The 22,895-nt window shown below is 44.4% G+C and carries 18 protein-coding genes; 11 read left to right on the forward strand and 7 right to left on the reverse strand.

Features of this window, described 5'->3' with window-relative positions:
• The first annotated feature begins 61 nt into the window (after positions 1–61).
• From VV1_RS20760 to VV1_RS20770, 3 genes are all read left to right on the forward strand, one after another.
• Entirely contained in the window at positions 62–1,447 is a 1,386-nt protein-coding gene (locus VV1_RS20760) for a DNA-3-methyladenine glycosylase 2 family protein (RefSeq protein ID WP_011082100.1), read from the forward strand.
• Between the two features lies 1 nt (position 1,448).
• Positions 1,449–1,934 (forward strand): methylated-DNA--[protein]-cysteine S-methyltransferase, encoded by a 486-nt coding sequence (locus VV1_RS20765; protein ID WP_011082101.1) that lies wholly within the window; start codon positions 1,449–1,451, stop codon positions 1,932–1,934.
• A gap of 184 nt (positions 1,935–2,118) precedes the next feature.
• Positions 2,119–2,937: a hypothetical protein gene (locus VV1_RS20770; RefSeq protein WP_011082102.1), complete on the forward strand. Its 819-nt coding sequence runs from the start codon at positions 2,119–2,121 to the stop codon at positions 2,935–2,937.
• Positions 2,938–2,994: 57 nt separating this feature from the next.
• Here VV1_RS20770 and VV1_RS20775 read toward each other — a convergent pair whose 3' ends face one another.
• Positions 2,995–3,603, reverse strand: coding sequence for a YitT family protein (locus VV1_RS20775; protein WP_011082103.1), 609 nt, complete (start codon positions 3,601–3,603; stop codon positions 2,995–2,997).
• A 211-nt stretch (positions 3,604–3,814) separates the two neighbouring features.
• Here VV1_RS20775 and VV1_RS20780 point away from each other — a divergent pair, with 211 nt between their 5' ends.
• Positions 3,815–4,210, forward strand: coding sequence for a GFA family protein (locus tag VV1_RS20780; protein ID WP_011082104.1), 396 nt, complete (start codon positions 3,815–3,817; stop codon positions 4,208–4,210).
• A 74-nt stretch (positions 4,211–4,284) separates the two neighbouring features.
• Here VV1_RS20780 and nhaD read toward each other — a convergent pair whose 3' ends face one another.
• On the reverse strand, positions 4,285–5,721 hold the full coding sequence (gene nhaD / locus VV1_RS20785) for a sodium:proton antiporter NhaD (protein WP_011082105.1): 1,437 nt from the start codon (positions 5,719–5,721) through the stop codon (positions 4,285–4,287).
• 419 nt (positions 5,722–6,140) lie between these two features.
• The gene (locus VV1_RS20790; protein WP_043921196.1) at positions 6,141–7,160 is read right to left on the reverse strand and encodes an acyltransferase; all 1,020 of its coding nucleotides are present in this window, start codon (positions 7,158–7,160) and stop codon (positions 6,141–6,143) included.
• A 218-nt stretch (positions 7,161–7,378) separates the two neighbouring features.
• Here VV1_RS20790 and VV1_RS20795 point away from each other — a divergent pair, with 218 nt between their 5' ends.
• Both VV1_RS20795 and VV1_RS20800 read left to right on the forward strand, forming a co-directional pair.
• Positions 7,379–7,972 (forward strand): TetR/AcrR family transcriptional regulator, encoded by a 594-nt coding sequence (locus VV1_RS20795; protein WP_011082107.1) that lies wholly within the window; start codon positions 7,379–7,381, stop codon positions 7,970–7,972.
• A gap of 79 nt (positions 7,973–8,051) precedes the next feature.
• Positions 8,052–8,900: an alpha/beta fold hydrolase gene (locus VV1_RS20800; RefSeq protein ID WP_193387265.1), complete on the forward strand. Its 849-nt coding sequence runs from the start codon at positions 8,052–8,054 to the stop codon at positions 8,898–8,900.
• A 97-nt stretch (positions 8,901–8,997) separates the two neighbouring features.
• Here the strand turns inward: VV1_RS20800 and VV1_RS20805 are convergent, their stop codons facing one another.
• The gene (locus VV1_RS20805) at positions 8,998–11,535 is read right to left on the reverse strand and encodes a glycosyl hydrolase family 18 protein (protein ID WP_011082109.1); all 2,538 of its coding nucleotides are present in this window, start codon (positions 11,533–11,535) and stop codon (positions 8,998–9,000) included.
• A gap of 319 nt (positions 11,536–11,854) precedes the next feature.
• Positions 11,855–12,364 (reverse strand): DUF2850 domain-containing protein, encoded by a 510-nt coding sequence (locus VV1_RS20810; RefSeq protein ID WP_011082110.1) that lies wholly within the window; start codon positions 12,362–12,364, stop codon positions 11,855–11,857.
• A 215-nt stretch (positions 12,365–12,579) separates the two neighbouring features.
• Between VV1_RS20810 and ppnP the strand changes: the two genes are divergently transcribed.
• Positions 12,580–12,861 (forward strand): pyrimidine/purine nucleoside phosphorylase, encoded by a 282-nt coding sequence (gene ppnP, locus VV1_RS20815; protein WP_011082111.1) that lies wholly within the window; start codon positions 12,580–12,582, stop codon positions 12,859–12,861.
• 95 nt (positions 12,862–12,956) lie between these two features.
• On the opposite strand, the gene VV1_RS20820 is transcribed toward ppnP, so the two are convergent.
• Positions 12,957–13,802 carry a pirin family protein gene (locus VV1_RS20820; RefSeq protein WP_011082112.1) on the reverse strand — a complete coding sequence of 282 codons (846 nt, stop codon included), beginning with the start codon at positions 13,800–13,802 and terminating at the stop codon, positions 12,957–12,959.
• A gap of 179 nt (positions 13,803–13,981) precedes the next feature.
• Between VV1_RS20820 and VV1_RS20825 the strand changes: the two genes are divergently transcribed.
• The gene (locus VV1_RS20825) at positions 13,982–14,257 is read left to right on the forward strand and encodes a hypothetical protein (RefSeq protein ID WP_011151480.1); all 276 of its coding nucleotides are present in this window, start codon (positions 13,982–13,984) and stop codon (positions 14,255–14,257) included.
• 18 nt (positions 14,258–14,275) lie between these two features.
• On the opposite strand, the gene VV1_RS20830 is transcribed toward VV1_RS20825, so the two are convergent.
• Positions 14,276–15,472 (reverse strand): GGDEF domain-containing protein, encoded by a 1,197-nt coding sequence (locus VV1_RS20830; protein WP_011082114.1) that lies wholly within the window; start codon positions 15,470–15,472, stop codon positions 14,276–14,278.
• 647 nt (positions 15,473–16,119) lie between these two features.
• Between VV1_RS20830 and VV1_RS20835 the strand changes: the two genes are divergently transcribed.
• The 3 genes from VV1_RS20835 to VV1_RS20845 are packed head-to-tail and all read left to right on the forward strand — an operon-like array spanning position 16,120 to position 22,786.
• Positions 16,120–16,407: a hypothetical protein gene (locus VV1_RS20835; RefSeq protein ID WP_011082115.1), complete on the forward strand. Its 288-nt coding sequence runs from the start codon at positions 16,120–16,122 to the stop codon at positions 16,405–16,407.
• Positions 16,377–22,430, forward strand: coding sequence for an RHS repeat-associated core domain-containing protein (locus VV1_RS23005; protein WP_052298481.1), 6,054 nt, complete (start codon positions 16,377–16,379; stop codon positions 22,428–22,430). The genes VV1_RS20835 and VV1_RS23005 overlap by 31 nt, the downstream gene beginning before the upstream one ends.
• 2 nt (positions 22,431–22,432) lie before the next feature.
• Positions 22,433–22,786: a DUF7674 family protein gene (locus VV1_RS20845; protein ID WP_043921197.1), complete on the forward strand. Its 354-nt coding sequence runs from the start codon at positions 22,433–22,435 to the stop codon at positions 22,784–22,786.
• Positions 22,787–22,895 lie beyond the last annotated feature (109 nt).

The raw sequence follows: 22,895 nt of genomic DNA on the forward strand, positions 1-22,895 counted from the left end.
CATGATTGAGGTGGAACAGGGCTGCGGTTCCCCCATTTTCCCGTCAAACAAGGATTTTTCTATGGCCATTTTAAACTACTCATCGCTCACGACAGAGCAATGTCAACAAGCAAGGATGGCCCGAGATAGTCGCTTTGATGGGCTGTTTTATGTGGCGGTCAAAAGCACTGGGATTTTCTGCCGGCCTGTATGTCCTGCCAATTTACCCAAAGAAGAGAACGTGGAGTATTACCACGATAAAGCGCAAGCCTTGTCGGCTGGCTATCGCCCATGTTTGCGTTGTCGCCCCGACAGCGCGCCTGATTCTTGGGCGTGGAAAGGGGTCGAAACCACATTTCAACGTGCGTTGACCTTGATTGAACAAGGGGCGCTACAAACGGAGAGGTTGTCAGCTTTGGCGCAACGTTTAGGAGTGAGCGATCGCTATATTCGTCAATTATTTCGCCGGTATTTGGGGATCTCTCCGAAGCAATATGCTCAGTCTCAGCAGTTGTTGTTTGCCAAACAGTTGCTGCATGGTAGCTCATTGAGCGTTACCGAAATTGGCTTTGCTTCCGGCTTTAACAGTACTCGCCGTTTTAATGATGCGTTTCAAAAGTCGATGGGTATGCCCCCTTCGAAAATCCGTCGAAGTAAAGGGGGGGCGAGTCACGATCAGTCGCATATTGTGCTCGCGTTTCGCGGTGATTTGAACGTAAAACACATGCTGGATTTTTATCGGCAGCGAGCGATTGAAGGCGTAGAGGTGGTGACGGAGACGAGTTATCAACGTCAAGTCGTGATCAACGGAAAAACGGTTGGGTTTCGCGCGGAATTTCCCGCAACATTTCCAGCAGAGAAGCGGCAGTTAGTGGTTTATTTTTCGATGGATGATCTGACGTTGTTGCGCCCGATGGTGGCTGGAATCAGGCGGATGTTCGATCTCGATTGCGACACGCGCGTGATTGAAGCCCATCTCAACACTGTAGCGCCTGGGTTGGTCAAAAGCGTTGGTATCCGGATTCCGGGTGTCTGGAGTGTTTGGGAAGCGGGCGTACGAGCGATTTTGGGCCAACAAGTCTCGGTCAAAGCCGCCATCGGACAACTGAATCTATTGGTCGCGACTTTACACCCCGATTCTGAAGTGCGCACTTTTCCTTCACCACAACAGGTGGTTGATGCGGATCTGCATTTCTTACGAATGCCACAAAGTCGAAAAGAAACCTTAAGACGTTTTGCTGCCATGATGCTGGAGAATGAACACGCCGATCCCAATCAATGGTTGGCGTTAAAAGGCATTGGGCCGTGGACGGTCAGTTACGCCCAATTGCGAGGCCTTTCGCAGCCAGACAGACTGCTAGAGAAGGATTTAGTGGTGAAAAAAGCACTGGCTCAGTTCCCCACTTTGAATCAAGAAAGCGCTTCACCTTGGGGGAGTTACGCAACTTTTCATCTATGGAATCAATAACATGAAATACTACACTCAATTTTCCAGCCCGTTTGGTCTTGTGACTGTTCAGGCCAACGATCAAGGTTTGCTCGGGATCTGGTTTGAACAACATACGACTTTACCAATGGAGTTAGGGTGTGACGCGGCTACGCATCCGGTGATCAGCGAAACTCGTCAACAGTTGGAGCAGTACTTTTCTGGCCAGCGACAACAGTTTGATCTGCCTTTGGCCGCGCAAGGCACCGAGTTTCAACAAAAAGTGTGGCAGGCACTGACCCAAATCCCTTATGGTCAAACCTGTAGCTATCAAGATTTGGCCAATGCCATTGGTAACCCTAAAGCGGTGAGAGCGGTGGGGCTGGCGAATGGTAAAAATCCGATTTCTATCGTCGTCCCTTGCCATCGAGTGATAGGCAAAAGCGGCAAGTTAACCGGATATGCTGGCGGTTTAGAGCGTAAACAGCAATTGCTGGCGTTGGAGTCAGGTGGTGAAATTTCACGCTGATCCAGCTCGACTCGCGTTTTGGTTTACAGTGTAAACTTGCATGAGATTGACGTTGCGACCTGTTTCTCCTCGAAGAACGGAGCGTGCTGAGGTATCTAATTCGCAGAATGATGCAACGAGGATTGCTTTTTCTCGTTCGTTGCCTATAAAGGCCATGGATTGAACAAGCCGAAGGAGTGAGGCAATGTATCTCAATACGGAATTTGAGAGTTTTAGTGCGTTAATCAACAAGTGCTGGGCCCAACACGAACAAGATCCTCAGTATGTGGCGAGTTTGCTCGAAACGGTGTTAAGCAACGAGTCCGAATCCGATCATCTGGCCGCTGCAATGGGGTGTTTTGTGCATACTTGCGTTGCCCATTTAAGAGAGGCACAACGAGCACAACGCCTTTTTGATCGGCGTGATGGGGTGTTTGACACATCGACGATGACGATTTGGCGAGGTGTGCTGCTCTATTTTACCGATCCTGAGCGTTTGCCAAGTTACCTTGCTTCACGACCGAATGATGAACAAGCTTTGATTCGTGGTCGTATTGCCAATGAGTTGGTTGCGCTGGCGCAAATGGAAGAGGCGATTTTGTTGTTGCAACAGGCAGCCTCTTTCGCTGCTCCAAGTCAGGTTGTGCTGCACCGCATCTTGGCCATTGCATCAAACAACTTAGCCTGTCAGTTGGAAGAGCAAGCGCAGCGTACCGAACAAGAGAAACATGCCATGTTATGGGCTGCTCGCCAGGCGCTAGACAGTTGGAAAATAGCCGGTGGGTGGAAAGAAGAAGAGCGAGCGGAGTATCGCTTTGCCAAAAGTTATCTCGCCGCAGGCGATGCTAGTTCAGCGTTGGGGCATGCGACTCGTTGTCTCAATATCTGCCAACGAGAGAAGGATGATTTCGAGCTGTTTTATGCCTATGAACTGCTTGCTCACGTTTACTACCATTTGGCGGAAGAGAGAAAGCATGGCCTTGACTCGGAACTCGCTCAATACTGTGAATACCGTTGGATGTAACAAAAAACGAGAAGCATCAGGCTTCTCGCTTTTGTTTTAGCTCGTGTTCTGGTGTGGTTATTGAGTGGCGATTTGTGGCTGATAGCGCCCTGGTTTGTGGTTCATCGCTAGAATCAAGTTTGTTGCTACCGCCCCGAGCACTGATAAAGCAATTAAATAAGGTTCAACAATAAAGAGCGAAAGAACGACGATGGTGCAGTCGAGTGCCATTTGAACCTTACCAGCACGAATGCCAAAGCGTTCTTGTAAAAACAGGGCGAGAATATTGAAACCACCCAAGCTCATCTTGTGACGGAAGATGATCAACATTCCAATGCCAATTAAACCTCCGCCAAGTAGGGCGGCATAAAGCGGGTCAATGTGCGCAATTTGAATGACGTGATGCAAATGGTCTACGGCGAACGAGACAATTGTCACGGCGATAAAAGTATTGATGGTAAAGCGCCATCCCATGCGCATGACAGAAAGTAGGTAAAACGGTAGGTTCAACGCAAAAAACACTTGGCCGAAACTAAAGTCAGTGACTTTGGTTAAAAAAATTGCCAATCCTGCGGTTCCACCAGTCAATAATCCTACTTGATTAAAAAAGATAACACCGAGAGAAACCAAGGCACTGCCTAATGTCAGCGCCAGTAAGTTCTCTCTTAGGCTATGATCTTTATCCATTTCGTTGGGCTTCCTTTCAAAAATGCTGTTAAAGAGTAAAAACAGACTAAAACCCGCTAAAGATGTCGATTATTGAGCCTTTTGTCGAGTTTGCAACAGAATTGGTGAAACTGTTAAGTGTTTAACAAATTTTACACAAGCCGGTTGGAACACGGAAAGTTAACAGCTTTGATGGTGAGCGAGAAAAACCATAAAACGCAGGAAGCAAGCGATGATCAAACAAGTTGGCCCAACCGTTATTCAAGCAAAACACAAAGCGAGTTGTCACTGTGGTGGTGTCGAGCTTGAGCTCGAATTACCCAATGGCATTGAGAAACCGAGGCGCTGCGACTGCTCCTTATGTCGAAGAAAAGGGGCCATTGTGGCGTCGGTGAAATTGGATGGTATCCGCATCATCAAAGGCGAAGCCTTACTGAAGCTCTATCAGTTTAATACTCATACCGCGAAACATTATTTCTGCTCTAACTGCGGCATTTATACCCACCATCAGCGCCGCTCTTCACCGAATGAATATGGTTTTAATCTAGGGTGTTTGGAAGGAGTGAACCCGTATGATATTGGTGAGGTTCCATTGATGGATGGGGTTAATCATCCCGCAGATCGATGAAATGGTGAAGTATTGAAAATCGAAGTATCGGCAGTAGAGGGCTACCAAGCGTTGATAGCCCTCTTTGAACAAGATCAGTAGTTGAAGGTTTGTGTGTTATACACCAAATGGACCGCGATACTGGCGCAGTAACCAAGCAAGATCACCGGGCTCCATTTTAAGTGACCAAAGAAAGTGTATTGACCGCGAGCAGCCCCCATTAATGCCACGCCGGCCGCCGAGCCGATCGACAACATACTGCCTCCCACGCCAGCCGTTAAGGTGACCAGCAGCCAATTGCCAAGCGACATCGAAGGCTCCATGCTAAGCACCGCAAACATCACCGGAATATTATCGACAATGGCGGATAGGAAGCCGACGGTAATATTGGCCCAAACAGGGTCCCACTTGGTGTAGAGGGTGAAAGAGACCACTTCGAGATAACCTAACAAGCTCAAACCACCGACGCACATAACAACGCCATAAAAGAACAGCAAGGTGTCCCATTCTGCCCGAGAGACGCGATGGAACACATCGAATGGCACCACAGAGCCGATGCGTTTTAGTGCATCCTCATCCCCATTGGCAATGGCAATGGCGGTCTTCTTTGCTAAAGATTGCGCCAAGGTTTTACGCAAGAAATAGCCAAAAAATTGCAGATAAGCGAGGCCCATCATCATGCCAATGACGGGAGGGAAGTGGAGTACGGCGTGAAACGCCACCGCGGTGGCGATGGTGAGAATAAACAGGCCGACAATACGTCGAGCGCCGCGTTTGAGTTCAACATCGACATGCACCGTTTGCGGACGTTCTTCTGGAATGAAGAAGGACATGATGAGGGCGGGTAATAGATAGTTGATGGCAGAAGGCAAAAAAAGTGGCATAAACTGTGAAAAGCTCACGTGGCCAGCTTGCCAAACCATCAAGGTAGTGATGTCCCCAAACGGGCTAAATGCTCCTCCTGCATTGGCCGCAATGACGATGTTAATGCATGCAAGGTTAACAAACTTGGGGTTATCGCCAGAGACTTTCATCACCACAGCGCACATCAAAAGCGCCGTGGTGAGGTTATCGGCGATAGGGGAAATGAAGAAAGAGAGAAAGCCTGTGAGCCAAAATAGCCGACGAAAATCAAAGCCCTTACTGACCATCCACGCTTGTAGCGCGTCGAACAGCCGTCGCTCTTCCATGGCATTAATGTAGGTCATCGCCACCAGTAAGAACAACAGCAGCTCTGCGTACTCTAGCAAGTTGTGTTCTAGTGCGGCTTTGGCGACCTCGCTTTGCCCATGGGACTGATAGCTAAAGCCGATCAAAATCCAGATTAAACCCGCAGCGAGCAGTACGGGTTTGGATTTGCGCATTTTTAAGTACTCTTCCAGCATCACTAAGATGTAGGAGAGGACGAAAATAAACAGGCAGAGTATCCCGACTGCTGATGTGGTGAGATTGAGTTTCGAGGTTGTTGCGCCAAAGGCAAGGGTGGGAAACAAAAGGGTAATTAGCACAACAATCCGTTGATAGATGCCCATAGACCATTCTCCGTTATTATCTGGAGAAATTTTAGACACAAATGAACGAGTTATATGTGACAGCTATCGTATTCGCTGAAGCGAAATGGATTTAGTCGTTTATCTTTTGAGGCTGTAGACGCTGGCAATGCTCAATAAGGCGACAACAATAATCAGCCCATGGGATAACCAAGCGCTAATTTCAAGAAATGGTGTTAATTGAGTGCTCCACATAACCCCTCCTTCTTTGCAATGGCTACAACATGTGGAATGAAGCGGTTACTTTAATCAGATTGGGGATGAATTATTGTGAGTCATTACAAATATTTAACCATGCATTTCATAAAATACGCTGGCTTTGCGACTTCGCTCTCATTAAATGAGAACCATTCCCGACGGGTGAGTTGGTCATCGGTCGGGAATGATGAGCTAGATTGGCTTTATCTGAGCAGGTAGCGTTGTAAAGGCGTGTGGTTCAACCCCCACACCAGCGCCACGCTAAGCCCAATCGTCATCGGATAAATAAAGAGATCACGGCTTAACCCTTCAAAACCCAATATTCCAGCAATGTTCATGAGTAGGATGATCACCAATAAGTGACAAATGTACACTCCGAGCACATATGGTGATAACGCAAAGGTCAAAGGATGTTGGCCAAGTTGAGGGTAATTGAGCAAGAGTAGAAATAGGCCCGTTGCCCACAGTTCAGTACCAAAGAGGAAGTCATGACCGTTGAAGGCAATGTCGTACCCCATTAATCCATAAGCTTGGCCAAGGTGTACGAGCAAGCCAACCAAGAACATTCCCCCTGCAATCGCACTGCTGACACGCACGTTTTTCTCACGAATCATAAAGCCAATAGCCACCAATAAGGTGCTGAAGAACGGCCCATTACGGGTAAAGAAAGGGGAGGCTAAATCCGTCAAAGGCTGATAGCTGCCAGCTAAGACCCCATAAAGATACAACAGTGCTGCGATGGGCAGTAACCAGTGCTGACGTTGAAAATGGACAAACAGTGCCACTACAGCCACGGCGATAATTAAGGCTGGAAGAAACCACAAATGCACCAGTCCGCCTTCTAACAAGGAATTCAGCGGTGTTTGAGCAAGGTAGCCCCAGTAGCCTTGTCGCTCGGCTAAATAACCGTGTTCCGCGACGACTTGGAAATTGAAAGGCATCAGTAGGCTCAGCGCGCTCCAGACCAACCAAATCTTAAGCAAGGGTTTGGCGTAATTTCCCAATGTCTCGAAAGGGGCGCTGGTCAGCTTTGGCTGAATTAAATAACCGGAAATCAGGAAAAATAGCGGTACGGCAAAGCGTGCCATTTGATTGAGCAGGTAGCCGACCCAAGGAATGTCATCGATTTGCCAGTAGGTCAATGCCATTTGGCAATGTAAGCCTATGATGGCAAGTATCGCGATGATCCGCCCAAGCTCGAGGCTAGCGATTTTGGTTTTCATGTTCTCTCCCATAAAAATAACTGGCCACAATCTATCACTGCTCTCAAAGGGAGAACCTAGCGAATATCAATAGTTGCGATGTGAAAAGAAAAATATTTAAAATCATTGCATTACAATTAAATCTATTATTTGTGTCGCCAATGGTATCTTGGCTTTCTGGTCTGATCTCTAATATAAAATTTGCAAAATGGAACGATCGTGCTAAAAATTAGGTCATTATGAGTAAAGGTCAAATTACAAAAGAGCACATCCTGCAGCATGCCTTTCAACTGGCCAGTGAAAATGGCTTAGAAAGCCTCACCATTGGCGAGTTAGCGAAGCAGTGCGGGATGTCAAAAAGTGGTTTGTTTGCCCACTTCAACGCGAAGCTGAATTTGCAACTCTCGGTGCTGGAGTATGCCAACCTGATCTTCGCTGAGCGTGTGATTGCGCCTGCCCGTTTGTCTGGTGATGCGGATATGGAAAAGAAAATCCGAGGGCTACTGGATAACTGGATGACGTGGAACCACTCGTTTCAAGGAAGTTGCATGTTTTTAGACGCTTGGAATGATGCGGCGCCGAAAGAGTGTGAACTGCAAAAAGCGCTGCAAGGTTCGATTGCTAAGTGGCTGGATTACCTGCAAATCCAAGTTGAAAAAGGGATGGAACAAGGCGCTTTTTCAGCGGATTTGAATGCCCAACAAGCGGTGTTTGAACTGTATGGCTTGTACCTCAGTGCGCATGTGTTTTATGCCATACGTGGGGAGGAAGTGAGTTTGCAGCATTTTTGGCAAGGGGTCGATAAACTGCTGGCAGGATGGAAAAACGGTTAAGAGAGTAAAGAGCAAGGTATTGCTCTTTTTAAACAATATAAATAGCACGGTCGTTCTTTTTGAACGAACGGAGGATATGATGAGTGAGAAGATTTACTTTAATACGTCGCAGAAGTTTAGCCTTAAACGCAGTTTAGTGAACTGGACGACACGCCTACACCATACGCTGGCCCCTTCCCATGCGAAAAGAACGGCGCGAAAGTTACTGCTAACGCCTGCTCGTACCCAGAGTAAAAACCTGCCACCACAAGGCTTGCGTAAAGGCCAGGTAGACACGGCCCATGGCACCTTGACCACGTACGCTTTGGGAGAAGGGCCGGTATGGGTGCTGACGCACGGTTGGTCGGGCACGGCAAGTCAGTTTTTTCCACTGATGGCGCACATTGCTTCACGAGGCTTTACCGCGTTGGCCTACGATCACCCAGCACACGGCGAAAGCTCTGGCGATGTTGGCCATATCCCTGCGTTTGTTGAAGGGCTTGATGCGGTGTTGGATTCACTAGATGAGGTCGCTGGGCTTATTGGTCACAGTATGGGCACGGCATCGGCTCTAGAATGTCGCCACCAAAAGCTTGAGGACAAACCCATGTTGCTGATTGCGCCAGTATTGAATTACGTGGAAAACCTGTTTTCGAGCATTGAGCGCTCGGGTTACAGCATGAAACTGTTTAGAGCCGTGGTGTCTGAGGTGGAAGAGCAGTTTAACTATCCTATTCAATCGGTTGATCCGTATCGTCGTTTGGCGCAACGTCGTGTACAAACCCTGATAGTGCATGATGAACAAGACAAGTTTACTAGCCATGCAGTTTCTGCCTCTGCCGCTCAAGAAATGGAGAATGTTGAATTAATCAGCACGCAAGGACAAGGGCGTGGACGCGTGATGAAGTGTCAGCAGGTGCTAGACAGTTTTGATCGCCTGATTGCGTAACAGGGCGGAGATTCAACTCTTGTCGACAGCGTAAGCGCAGGAGATAAAAAAGGCCAGACGCGAAGCATCTGGCCAGAATTGCTAGGAACAGCAATGATTAGTTACAGTTCGCAGGGCCGATCTCTTTCCAAACACCCCATTGACCTGATTTCGATGGATCTTCACCAGTAGTCCACCACTTCGCTTCCCATGTTTTGCCTGCATGAGTCACTTGTTGGCCACCCGTGTAAACCGCGCTCGCATCCCATGCATTGCTGCATGTGCCGCCGTTATCCACTTTCTTCGCAACAACAACTGTTGTTGATGCCACAGACGATGCTTGACCATCGCTCACTGTTACGGTGAACGTTAGGCTAGTATCTGCTGTGTATTCGGCCGCAGTGAAGGTCACTTGTGCGCCATTGGTTTGTGCTACAAGACCAGCTGGAAGCTGCCAAGTGTAAGTCAGAGTATCGTTGTCTGCATCTGTTGAAGTAGACGCATCAACCACGACCACATCACCCGCATTTGCCGTGGCAGGTGCTGTCACTTTCGCCACTGGGGCTGTGTTCACAGGACCTGTGTCTTTCGCGTTCACCGTCACAACCACAGTGTCAGAGGCGCTTGCGCCATCTGCATCCGTTACCGTAAGTTGGAAAGTGAATTGCTGCGCTGCAGTCACTTCTGGTGCATCAAAGCTTGCAGAAGCCGTGTTTGCGCCCATCAGCGTGACCGCTGGACCACTCACTTGAGTCCAAGCGTAGCTAGCGATAGGGCCTTCAGCATCTTTCGATGCACTGCCATCCAATGTCACGGTTGCTGGGCCAACCACGACGACATCGGCACCCGCATTTGCGGTTGGTTTTTTGTTTGGTGGGATCACCACACCGCCCGCCAAACCTTCATGCATCGCATTGAGGATGTCACCATTATCGGCATCGATTTCCCATGAGAATAGACCCGCTAGACCAAGGCTCTTCGCGTATGCGCCTTTTGCAAGAACAGAGCGATGATCGTCAAACGTGATCAACTCACCCGTGGTGCGGTTCCACACGTATGGCGCTTCAGCTTGATCATCATAGCCGTATTCGAAGCCGTTGATGCCTGTGCTGTTTGGACCCAACATGAATGACTTAATGCCTTTGTAGTCAATCACGCCATCTTCCCAAACACCTTGAGCGGTGCTGCCTTTCAGTTTACCCGTTGCAGTGCCAGTCATTGGGTCATTTGGATCACGTAGAGTGCTTGGCATCACGCCTTCCCAACCACGGCCGTACATGGCAGTACCAAGAACCAGTTTGTTGGCTGGCACACCTTGCGCAAGCAGGAGTTGAATACCGTGATCAGAGGTGTAAGCCGGGCCTTTGTAAGGCACGCCATTCTCGTCTACACCCGTGCCGTCACACTGACCAGGGCGCATGAAGTTACCACAGTAAAGCGCGGTTTGGTGACCAGGGACGTTGTTCCAACCGCCGTAGAAGTCGTACGTCATGGCAAAGATGTAATCCATGTACTGAATGGCATCTGCGTAGTTCACGTCTTCAATCTTGTCGTGACCCACACCGATAGCGGATGTCAGTTCATAAGTGCGACCTGTTTCTGCTTCCAACTCGTTCAGCATGGTGCGCAGTTCGCGCATCAGATCAACGTAGGCTTGGCCATCGCGTGCAGGATCGCCTAGGTTTGGCGCAGCGCCATCACCACCAGGGAATTCCCAATCGATATCCACACCGTCATAGAATTTCCACGTCGTTAGGAAGCGTTTGACTGATGCCACAAACGTATCGCGGTTTTTCTTATCAACGAAATCAAAGAATGGGTCAGACAATGTCCAGCCACCGATGGATGGGATGATTTTGAGATCAGGGTAACGCTGTTTCAGCGCCATCATCATCGCGTAGTTGCCTTTGATTGGCGTGCTGTATTGATGGCCAGCTTGTGGGAAGCTCTTTTGATACGCTGCCCATGGGTCATGAATCACGACTTCGTAATCTGGCACACCCTGACACGCGGTTTGAAGCGCATTGAAGCTGTTACCGCCAACCGATTTCACCGACTCGTTTGGACCACAGATAGGAATAAAGCCGTAAAGAATATGAGTAAGGTTCTGAGCTGGGATGTTGTCAACGGTGTAGTTACGGCCATAAATGCCCCATTCAACAAAGTAAGTACCTACGACAAGGCTTGGGTCCGTGTTGTAAGACTTATTGTTCGAGTCAACATTCATGGTAAGCGGCTTAAGATGCGAGCCGTCGGTATCGGCGATGGTGATCTCCGCGGGTGCGCTTTTCGCACAGCCAGTCGCATCACACGCTTCGATTTCCATTTGATAAAGGCCGCCTTTTCCGTATTGGAAAGTGGCCGCTGTTTGGCTTCCAGAAATAGGACCAGAGGCCACTTTTACGCCGTCAAAATAGATATTATAAGTATCACCAGTATTGCCACTCCATTGATTGAACTTCACAGAGATGGTTGCCTGATCATGGTATTTCACCATTTGGTTGTAGCCCGCGGTGGTTTCCATCGCGAGTTCAATCTTAGAAAACTGAAGATTGTTTGAACCGTACAGGTCAATACTTGGTGCTGTAGGTGCGGCAAGCGCTGCTCCAGAAAGAGCCAGCGCAATACTCGCTGCACACAGGTTTAGTTTCGTCATAATTTTTCTCTCATTCCTTTGTATATATGCCACCAATTGCGAAGGCATAAGCTGCTTTGCGAAGGTAGGCACAAAGCATCGATATCAGTATTAAAGAGTCTTTTTTTTCGGCAAAAAAAATTAAAACGCTTTTCGAGTGACCGAGGAGAATCTGAGCGAAAGAAACAGCGTGTTACATAAAAAATGGAACCGCGCTTGAGAGTTTTATTAATTGTTGAGCGTTTTATGGAAAAATATCAAATAGCATACTATTTGGGGGAAGAGAAAATAAGTGGAATTAACTTAACAAAAAAGTATGCAACTCAGAAACTTATACTAATTAGTTGGACGAATTGAAATGCTCGCTGAGTGCAGCACGGCGATTTTGTGCGCCTCCTGAGGCACTCTCCGTGATGGTGTCTTCATAGCCTTTTTTGACAAAACGTTGTACGGGAGTGGCGGGTTGCAAGCGTCGTAGTTGCGGAGAGGATTCGCTGCCAGCGACTTGATAAATGGTGAGGCCATTGCCAGTTTCGACAATGATGCGTTTGCCATCAAACTGATATTGAGTGGCCACCAAGCGATTGTTGCGAAAAACGCCCTGTTCAGAAAGTGTCAAACGCTCCGTCAGATAGGGTGGTGCGCCGATCTCAATCCATTCACCATAGACATTCACGGGATCAACATAGAGTTGGTATTCTGAGTAGATTCGGAAGGAAAAATAACCCGTCAACAGCAGAAAAAAAAACACAAATAGCCCTCGAAACATCGCCAGCTTGTTGTTAATGCGTTTTTCGGCTTGTTGTTCGATACGATTGTTTTTACTGTTTTGCGTGGATTTCTTAACCATATTGCGCTTCCTTGTCTTGTTAATAGTGGTTTTTAAGGGGCTATTTGGCAAATTTTCAGTGTCAAACTTTGAACCAAGCGCATAGCCAAGAGAAAGGGCGGTGAGGCTGCGCACAATGAATGCTTGAGGAGAGGGAAAAAACAGGTTACAAAGAGTGCCTATCGTCGTAATTTTGGGTGCTGGAATAAAGAGAGCACTCTGTTTAAGGATAAACAATGATTAAAGAAAACAGCTATTTTGCCGGAAATGTAAAGTCTCTTGGGTTCAATCAGCAAGGTGAAGACAGCAGTGTGGGTGTGATGCTCCCTGGTAACTACACCTTTGGTACTGATGCTCCAGAGCGTATGACGGTGGTGAAAGGGGCGCTCGTGATTAAACGCGAAGGCGATGAAGAGTGGAGCACGTATCAAGCGGGTGAAGCGTTTGAAGTGGCTGGAAAATCTTCTTTTGATCTGCAAGTTGAAGTCGCGACAGCTTACCTATGTGAGTACTTGTAAGCGCACACTTGGCTCAATAGAAGCATCGAATGAAAAAGCTCGGCATTGGCCGAGCTTTGTTGTTTGTACGCCGCGAAACGGATCCTTGGCTGCGTTTAGTCGACAAAATGGCCAGAATTGTAGTCATTAATCGCTTGGTTAATTTCATCGACACTGTTCATCACAAATGGTCCATAGTGGACGATGGGCTCACGAATGGGCTCTCCTGCAAAAATCAGCACACCACAGTTGGGGCTTGCGGTCAGTTTGAGCACGTCACCTTCACTCATCAAGCCAAGGTGGCCTTGAGTGAGTTTTTGGCCGTCAATAGAGACTGCCCCCTCATAAACAAATACCATGCATTGAAAGTGATGACTTACTTTAGCGATCAAGGTCGTTGGAGTCTCGGCGCGCCAATCGGCGACAGTGAGAGGGACTCCTGTCTCGGTCAATGGTCCTGACAATATTCTGCCGTTAACCTCAAGCTCGCCCGCAATAACACGAAGTAAATCATGCTGCTCACTGCGATATTCGGTAATGCTCTCAGGCTGAAAATCATGATAGCGAGCTGGCATCATCTTTTTCGCTGCAGGTTGATTGATCCAAATCTGAAAACCATGCAATTGCCCTTCCGTCATTATGGGCATTTCACTGTGAATGACTCCTCGACCTGCGGCCATCCATTGAGCACCACCACTTCTCAGCTCGCCCACATTACCCATATGATCTTTGTGCTGAAAGTGCCCATTAAGCATATAGGTTAAGGTTTCAATGCCGCGATGTGGGTGCGGAGGAAAGCCACCAATATAGTCAGCAGAGTCTTCAGATTTCAGTTCGTCAATCATCAGGAAGGGTGAAAAATCTGGGCATTCAAAGCCTGCTAAACGGGTGATGTTGACACCATCACCATCTTTGGTCGCAATCGATTCGCGGATCTGTTTGAGTGCTCGAACTTTGGCCATTATTTGCTCCAGTGGATGTAGAGAATACGGTGTGTTTTGTATCAGTTTAGTGGCGATTCACAGCAAGAGCAGGTGAAAAATTTGTTCACCCTATTCGAAAGTTTTGAATTATGAGAGGTGATTCGAATGGCTGAAAACGCTTTTGTCTATACTTGAAAGAGAAAGATAGGAGGTGCCCTTTGTCTGTTCAACCAAAACATGGAGACCGACCCCCTAGATATGACGCGCCAGATTTAACGTCTGAACAGCGCCATCGCTTTACCTCGGTGGCAAATCAGGCTCAGGCACGTAGGGAACGATTGGAAGAAGAGCCGACCATCATTGAAACGGCAAGACGTGCGGCATTGAAGCCAGTGGTTAAACCGCGTCCTGATAAGCCGAATCGCGTTCGCTACGCCATCTGGTTGTGTACATTTTTGTTGGTCTGTCTCTGGCTGATGTATATGTCTGGCTGATGAGGCTGACGATTCTGCTTATTCTGCCGATGAGTTCGCTTTTTTGATAAAGAGTGACACATTGCCCGTTGGTGGCAAGGGCTCACTGTTCGTCATTTTTTTTTGTGGCAGAGGCGGCGTGCAGTTTTCGTAATAGGCGTACTGGTTTTTGCCTGAATGCTTGGCGGAATACATCGCTTTGTCCGCACAACGGGTTAACTCAGACAGTTCAAAAGCGTCTTGCTGATAAATTGCCGCGCCGACACTGAGTGTCAGTTCATTGATTCTTTCATGCGCTAAGTAACCCGTAGTAAATAAGCCGACAATGCGTTGCAGAATTTTGTCGAGGTCTTGCTTGGTTTTCACATCGTAAAGCATCAGCACAAATTCATCTCCGGCAAAACGTGCGATTGAATAATCGTGCTTATCCGTTCTGCGATTTTTGTTGCGGACGTTGTTCTTCAAACGGTTGGCAAAGTGTTGCAAGACGCGATCTCCCACGTCGTGGCCATACGCGTCGTTGATGTGTTTAAAGTTATCGATATCGAGAAAAACCAATGCAGTGATGCATGTGCTCGGTGTGGCATCTATCTCCCGCAGTTTATCTTTTGCCCAGTTTTCAAAACTCCAACGGTTTGCTAAACCCGTCAGTTGATCGAGGTAGGCAAGATCCTCAATCCCTTCTTGGTATAGGCTCTGAATATAGTGAACCACTTTGCTGTAGTAGTAGGTTGATGTGTGACAGACAATACAGGTTGCGATGAGGGCGATAAAAAACTGGGTTGTATCGAGTAGCCCCGTCAGCACCACTGTTTTGGCAAAAAACAGTGAATAGGCGACGATAAAACAGAAAGAACCACTCAGCAGCAAGCCAATATTGAAGCTGTTGATCAGAATGACGGTGGCTAACAGTGGGAAAAGGACCAACATTTTGTCAGCAGTTGCATCGCCATATAAAAACAGCAACAGCGCATCCAATAACATCAAACAACTGAGGACTAAATCTGCGTAGAGTGGGTTTTCTACCGACTTGATGTACAAGAAATTGCCCAAACAAATCATGGCTGCCAAACCATTTAAAGCGGCTAAAGCCAAGTCCGATTGCGCAAACTGTTCGATCGCACAGTAGAAAAACATCACGGAAGCGGCAACGGAACACAGACCAACAATTTTCTTCTTTCTTGTTGATCGAATGTCTGCCATTTCTTCAAGATGTTGCCCTACTAATTTAGTCATTTTTGTCCTTTACGTTGTTCTTTCGTCGCTTTCCTGCCACTTAATTCTAGGTGAGAAATAGAAGTTTGAAGGAATATCACGTTACTTTTAATGTGATAAGAACCATGTTTTATATGAATTTTATTGCTCATTGTGTAATTACCGAAAGGGGAAAGAGTGACAAAGAACAGGTTCACAAAGCCTTACTAGCCACGTGTTTCAAGCCATTGACGAGCGAGCGAGGCTGCTAAGAGACTGCAACTAGATATAACTGGTGGTTATGATTTCTTGCTTTTAATGCGTAAAAAATCTAAGAGAAAAGATAGGGTTTTGAGCTAATTAAAAAAGAGTGAGCTTTAAAGTAAATTTGAGTCGAATTCTTTAAATAACAATATCTTAAATTAATATCTAATAACTGTTTTGATAGATTTCGGCGCAAATAATTTAGTATGAGTAGTTAGTTGAGCTGAATTGTTTAGGTTTTTGTGAATATTAGCCATTTCTAAATAGCAACCATATTTATAAGTTTTGTCTAAATAAATCATGTCTAAAGTATTGAATTTTATTTAATTTAACTCTCATTTGTTTGTTTTTTTAGTTGAAAGTAGTGTTTTTGTAAAAGAAGATGTTGATTCATTATTATTTGTGTTTTTTAAAGGCCTAAATATATGGATTATAAATACAATGGCGTTGGTGTGTTGCTTATACTCGCAACAGCTTCGTTTGTAAGCCCCTATGTATCTTCTTCTACTTTCATCGATGACTCTGAGCGAAGAAATACCATTGGTGTGGAAAATTCTGGTGTAGCATCAGTAGGGATTGATGGGAACGCCAAATACTATTATTCCATCCCAGTACCACTAGGCGTGAACTCTTTTACCCCTGAATTAGGTATTCCTATAGCTCTAGTGCGCAGAATGGTGATTTGGGTGTTGGTTGGTCTCTTAGTGGTGTAGAAAGTATCACTCGTTGTAAAGGTAGCTATTTTGTTGATGGGAATAATGTCGCGGTAACAGGTCAAAAGTCTGATAAGTTCTGTTTTAATGGCATGCGACTAGTCAATGTAGAAGGGCAGTACGGGGCTGCTGAAACAGAATATCGAACCTTAAGTGATACATATAAAAAAATAGTGTTGCACAGAAGCATGCAAGAACCTGATAGTTGGTTTGAAGTATGGGATTCTAATGGGGTTAGATCGGAGTTTAGACCTCAACATGCACCTTCAGGCCAAGCGCCTTTAACGTGGTTCCTTACAAAGAAAAATGACTTATCTGGGAATTCGATTTCCTATCACTATAAGAAAAACCCTAACGAAATTAACTCCCGAGTTTACCTTTCGGAGATTGACTACAGTGCTTTCAAGATTCGGTTGAACTATGAAAATTCAAATAAAACTCGTGTTGATTATATCGCAGGAGTGAAGAATGTTGATAATTATCGTTTAACGGACATTTCAGTATTCAAGGACGACGAAACCGATCCATTCTTATCTGTTTTAGCAGATTATGATCTCAATGAAAGTCAGTTGGACTTGTTATCAAAAATTAGAGTTGCAAGAAATGGGCGTTCTGAAATTGACGCATTTAGGATTGACTGGTCGAGTGCAGGAACAAATAAATTTATTGATTATAAACGAGTTCTTTCAGGGGATTTTAGTTCTGAGAAGTATGCAGTAAGGGAATTTGCTGACATAGATGGCAACGGTATTCCTGACTTTGTTGGTTTTGCAAAAGACGGCGTATATGTAGCGTTTGGTGAAGTAGGGGGGACGTACTCTGCACCGCAAAAATTGGTGAGAGGCTATGTTGAAGAAACTGGTGGGTGGAACGTAGCAAGCCATCCAAGAATGCTATCTGATGTCAATGGTGACGGAAAAGCAGATATTGTAGGTTTTGCTAATGCAGGTATCTACGTCTCACTTTCTGAAGGAAAAACATTCAAACAAGGAACCCTTTGGTCAAATGCGTATGGTGCCAGTGGTGGATGGACCGTCCAAGCTCATGAACGTATGTTGGCCGATGTTAACGGTGATGGATTTAATGATGTCGTAGGTTTTGCACACCAGGGCGTTTATGTTTCACTTTCTGATGGTAAGACATTTTCAGAGCCTAAACTTTGGATAAGCCAATTTGGGAATAATCAAGGTTGGAGTAATACGTACCATATTCGTACCGTGGCTGATATAAATGGTGACGGAATGGCGGATGTCGTTGGTTTTTCTCATCAAGGTGTCAATATTGCACTTTCGACTGGTAATTCATTTGTTGATCAGGGGCAAGATTCGCTTTGGTTGGAGGGTTTCGGTTACTCACAAGGATGGACCAAAGAGCATCATATTAGACAAGTTAAAGATGTTAATGGTGATGGCTTAGCTGACATTATTGGTTTTTCCCATTCTGGTGTGAAAGTTTCTCTCTCAACAGGTATTAGTCTTTCGGGTGAGTCTTTGTGGAGTGATCACTTTGGATACGCTGCTGGTGGATGGAGACTTGGTGATCATCCTCGAACATTGAGTGATGTGAACGGGGATTCGATACCAGATATTATTGGTTTCGCAAATGATAGAGTCCTTACTTCGCTTAGCTTGGAGACTGGCTTTGCTACGAGAGAAGAAGGTATAAGAGCCTATGGAACAAGAGCTGGCAGCTGGGTTCCTGGAAGAGATTTACGTTTATCAATAGACATCAACGCAGATAATAAAAGTGACATAATTGGAGCTAAAGAAGACGGCATATATACAGCTGTAAGTGATTTCTCATCATATAAAGTTGTATCCATCACGTCGAGTTTAGGAAACCAAGATTCATTTGAATATGGAAACCTAACCGATCCAGATGTTTACACAGTAGGTCAACACACCACTTATCCTCAAAAAGACATTGTCACTGGTACTGTTGTTAAATCTATCTCCAGTAGCAATGGTGTTGGTGGAAAAAACGAGATCCTCTACAAATACGAAGGTAAGAGGACGCATCTGATGGGGGCAGGAAACTTAGGTTTTCAAAAGGTTCACTTATTCGATAAAACAAAGAATAGAGTAATTTCCACTACTTATAATCAAGAAGTGGAGAATACACTGTTGTATACAGCAATTAAGGAAAAATTTACGTGCCAGTTTAATAGCGAGGCACAGTTTGCGTTTGAATCATGTAAAGAAGATTCTTCTAATCTCATACACTCGTTGGCTAATTATTGGAACACAGAAAAAGCAATAGGTAATCAAGCTCAAGGTCGATATGTCTCACCAAGTCCGGCATATAAGTCCCCTTTTGAGCCAAGACAAAGATATAAACAACAATTAGTTAAACAAGTTGAAAAAAGTTGGGATTTACATGGTTCTTTACTAAAAACGGTTACATCCGAGAGAGCTTATGATAAGTGGTATGGAAATACCCTTTCAGAAATAATTAGTACTCAAGACCATATAAATGGGCAATGGTTTTCCAAGTCAACAAAATATAAATATAAGCAACCAAACACAAATAATTGGTTAGTTGGTTTGTTAGAAAATAAAGTGACATCTTTTTCTGGAAGCGAATTGTACTCAAATAACAACTCCTTTTTTGAAAGAACTTATGATTATGAATATGATTCAAAAGGCAATCTAATACGTAAATATGAGCAAAAAGGCACTGATTTAGAGCGCTCAACTGTACTATCAAACTTTGATCGCGGATTACCTAGAAATGTCACGGAGCATTGGTCAGGATATCTAAGTAAAAATATATTAAATAAGAGTTCAGTTCAAGTTAACCAAAAAACGACTAAGTTTATATATGATAAGTATGGATATGTAACACAGTCTATCAATGCTTTGGGTCAGAAAACATTGACACAATTTGATCCTATATGGGGTCAAGTTACTCGGTTAACAGAAATTGATGGAAATACTACCACTTATCATCTTGATGATTGGGGGAGAGAGATTGGTATTGATTTGCCATCAGGGGCGTGGTCGAGAGTTAAATACGCAAAATCGTCAGATGACTACAACTCCATCTATCTAAAGTCGGTATCTTCAAATGTTAGTCCTCTTCTTGAATACCGATTTGACAGTAAGCATCGAGAAGTAGGGACAATAAAAGGAATATACAAAGGTTATTCTTATGTATTTAAGAAGTATAATAATAAAGGGGAAGTAATTGGCTCAACTATACCTAGCAAACTCACTAGTGGTGCCGATTTTATTAATTATACATATGATAGTCTTGGCCGGATAACAGAAATAGTAAAACCAAATGGTAATGTATCTTCTTATCGTTACTATGGTTTTACTACAGAAATGACTAACTCAGAGAGGCAAACTACTTCAACAATAGTTAATGCTATAGGGCAAAAAATCGAGGTTAAAGATGATGCAAATAACAGCGTTAACTATTACTATGATGGTTGGGGTAATTTGACTAAGACGAGTGATCCTAAGAAAAATGAAATAATTGTAGAATACAACGAACTTGGTCAAAGGACGAAGCTTATCGACCCTGATTTAGGTGAAATTGAATATTATAGTAATGGATTAGATCTCGTTTACAAGACGGTTACTAATAATAAAATAATCGTTACAGATTTTTATGACGAAATTGGGCGACTTATTAAAAAAGTTGATCCCGATGCTCCTTCTGGACGCCATTGGATATATAACGCTAAAGGGCAACTGGAGAAAGCATATCAACCAGGTTACTTCGAAGGATATAAGTATTACCCTAATGGTTTAGTAATGGAAAAATCATTTGGTGTTCAAAGTAATAGCTATAGTCAAAAGTACATATATGACCTGAGAGGTAGATTATCAAAATTAGAGTATGGAAATGAAATTGTCACCACTTATAATTATAGCCAAGACAACTTTTTGAAAGAGGTGTACTTATCTGATAGAGGTGTCAAAGAGATTGGTTCCAAAATTTGGGCTATTAGAGAGATAGATGCATTTGGAAATCATGAGGAGCAATACTACGGTAATGAATTGATAGTGACTAAGAAGTATGATGATGTCACTGGTTATATTAAAAATATAATTACAAAGAGAAATAGCCTATATCAAGATAGTTTATTAGAAACTAATTATGATTTTGACTCAATCGGTAACCTTGTATATCGTGAGGAAAGAAAAAGAGATCAAGTCAATAGGGTGGCATATGACTTTAAAACTGATCTTGCCTCATACAAGCGTTATGACTTGGTTTCATCTGATAAAATAACCTATGATAATCTTAATAGAATTACTTCGATAAGTTCAAATAAAATTTCTTTTGTAAAAAAAAGTTGGCAGGAAAATTACCTGTTCAAGTTAGAGGATCCTTGCAAATATAAAGACTGTGGTTTTATTAGTAATAAAAGGCCTAATTTTTACGCTGAACCTAACATTCTTGAACCATTTGTTGGTGCTACAAAATATGAACCATATTTCAATAAGCTAATTTCAGTGGATAATCCTGTGCTAGTAGGTTATTCAAATGATGGCTTTCCAACGGTTGACTATTCGAAATCTAGCATTTTAGATGTACCAATTGATCCCGAACCATCAAGCTACAACGAAAATTATGGCGTAGTGACACTGGATTATGATGTTTTGGGTAACATAACGCACAAATCGGATGTCGGTTCATATCGCTATGATGGAGTCAAACCACATGCTGTAAGTGCTGTTTCAGGTAAAACAAACAGTAGCTTCACCTATGACGCTCAAGGCAATATGCTTTCTGGTTTGGGAAGGGTGATTACTGGATATACTTCGTTTAATAAACCCATTGAAATAAGAAAGGGAAATGCGTCTACTCGCTTCCAATATGGGGTTAATCAACAACGTTATGAACGCATAGATCGCAATGAAAATGGTGTCATCCAAACTATTTATCTTGATTCAACAGAGATCATCAAACAACCCAATGGCCAAACGACTTTCCGCTACTATATCGGAGATTTCGCTATCTTTGAGAAGACGGTTGGCAAAGCGTCGAGCTCTGTAATTCGATATCTTCACAAAGATCATCTAGGGTCGGTAATTGCCATTTCCAATCAGAATGGTGAAATTGAAGAACGTTTTAGTTATGACGCTTGGGGTAAACGCCGCAGTAGCTCTTGGAACAAACCGGACACAAGTCCATCAGAAGTAGGTCGCATTGGCTTCACTGGCCATGAAATGTTAGATGAGGTTGGTCTCATCCACATGAATGGACGAGTCTACGACCCAACTATAGGGCGTTTCCTCAGTGCAGATCCATTTATTCAAGATGAATGGTTCGCGACACAAGCATTTAATCGATACTCATACGTGCAGAATAACCCTCTCAGTTATACTGACCCAACAGGTTATTATGTTCCCAAAGATACGTCAGAGTCTTCTACTTCGAGCGAACAAGAGCGAAATGATTACCGCCAGTACGAACGAGATAGAGACAGAGATAGAGACCGAAATGAAGTAGCTCATACACAAGCAGAAGTTGCAAAGTCTCAAAATCCAACAACAGTCTATAATGACGAAGCTTATATTCAAGGGATCTTAGATGCTAGAGATCCAGAACTTGGTGGTCAATATGCTGCGGGTCTTTTTGGTGGTGCTAGAGTTGTAAAAGGGGCGGTTGAAATAGGGGCCACAGCTCGGCCATTCATTAGTCGATTTTTTTCTAAGGTGTATGCAAAAATAAAGAGCGCGTTAGGATTTGGTGATGACGTATCTGATGCAGTAAATGGAGTAATGAAGCCTGAAGTGTCTGATCAAAAACTGGGTAATCTGGTAGAAGATCTTTACAAAGGAGCAAGCACTCAAAACCCTATAGGTACAGGAAGTACTGCTGATGCAATTCGTCACGAGAATAAGACCGGCGAACCTGTGGGTGGTAAGTTTCATACAATCAAAGGTCAGCAGTATGCAAATGCGTTAAAAAAATGGCTAAGGAAAAATACGGATGCTTCGGCATCAGACCGCAACGCTGCTCAGTCAATGTTAGATGACTTGATTGATGCTTTAGGAGAGGAATAGAGGTGAAAAGATCAATTAGTAGTGCTTCATTTATTCTGCAACTTATAGAAGTCGTTCCTGAGTTGAGAGTGGTTTATGATGAGCATATTGCTGATTATGATGAGTTGCTGGAGCATGTGTTTATGGCAGATGTAACAAGATTTGCTGAATGCCTTTTTGCCCAGAAGAGCCATTCTGATACTTTGTCTAGGCTGATAATGTTTATTGATAAGGCATATTCATCTGATGATGAAGAACTAAAAGAGTTAATTTCTGTTTCTTTTTTGGAAAATATTTCAAAGAAAGATAATACATATTTAGAATTTATTTCACTGCTAAGTCCGGAGTTGAAGTTGGAATTGTCTAAATATGACTAGTTAAGTCATATCCACTGTGCCAAGAGAAGAAAAATTAATATGACTTCTTGAGGTAGTAGTTGAGACGGTATTTATTGAAGCCCACATTATCTTAGTGGGCTTTTTACAT

Source organism: Vibrio vulnificus CMCP6, from assembly GCF_000039765.1.
GTDB lineage: Bacteria > Pseudomonadota > Gammaproteobacteria > Enterobacterales > Vibrionaceae > Vibrio > Vibrio vulnificus_B.

Bases quoted from the DNA above. Each gene is read 5' to 3' on its own strand.
- VV1_RS20760 (WP_011082100.1), top strand. From the start codon at position 62: ATGGCCATTTTAAACTACTCATCGCTCACGACAGAGCAATGTCAACAA.
- VV1_RS20765 (WP_011082101.1), top strand. From the start codon at position 1,449: ATGAAATACTACACTCAATTTTCCAGCCCGTTTGGTCTTGTGACTGTT.
- VV1_RS20770 (WP_011082102.1), top strand. From the start codon at position 2,119: ATGTATCTCAATACGGAATTTGAGAGTTTTAGTGCGTTAATCAACAAG.
- VV1_RS20775 (WP_011082103.1), bottom strand. From the start codon at position 3,603: ATGGATAAAGATCATAGCCTAAGAGAGAACTTACTGGCGCTGACATTA.
- VV1_RS20780 (WP_011082104.1), top strand. From the start codon at position 3,815: ATGATCAAACAAGTTGGCCCAACCGTTATTCAAGCAAAACACAAAGCG.
- nhaD (WP_011082105.1), bottom strand. From the start codon at position 5,721: ATGGGCATCTATCAACGGATTGTTGTGCTAATTACCCTTTTGTTTCCC.
- VV1_RS20790 (WP_043921196.1), bottom strand. From the start codon at position 7,160: ATGAAAACCAAAATCGCTAGCCTCGAGCTTGGGCGGATCATCGCGATA.
- VV1_RS20795 (WP_011082107.1), top strand. From the start codon at position 7,379: ATGAGTAAAGGTCAAATTACAAAAGAGCACATCCTGCAGCATGCCTTT.
- VV1_RS20800 (WP_193387265.1), top strand. From the start codon at position 8,052: ATGAGTGAGAAGATTTACTTTAATACGTCGCAGAAGTTTAGCCTTAAA.
- VV1_RS20805 (WP_011082109.1), bottom strand. From the start codon at position 11,535: ATGACGAAACTAAACCTGTGTGCAGCGAGTATTGCGCTGGCTCTTTCT.
- VV1_RS20810 (WP_011082110.1), bottom strand. From the start codon at position 12,364: ATGGTTAAGAAATCCACGCAAAACAGTAAAAACAATCGTATCGAACAA.
- ppnP (WP_011082111.1), top strand. From the start codon at position 12,580: ATGATTAAAGAAAACAGCTATTTTGCCGGAAATGTAAAGTCTCTTGGG.
- VV1_RS20820 (WP_011082112.1), bottom strand. From the start codon at position 13,802: ATGGCCAAAGTTCGAGCACTCAAACAGATCCGCGAATCGATTGCGACC.
- VV1_RS20830 (WP_011082114.1), bottom strand. From the start codon at position 15,472: ATGACTAAATTAGTAGGGCAACATCTTGAAGAAATGGCAGACATTCGA.
- VV1_RS20835 (WP_011082115.1), top strand. From the start codon at position 16,120: ATGGATTATAAATACAATGGCGTTGGTGTGTTGCTTATACTCGCAACA.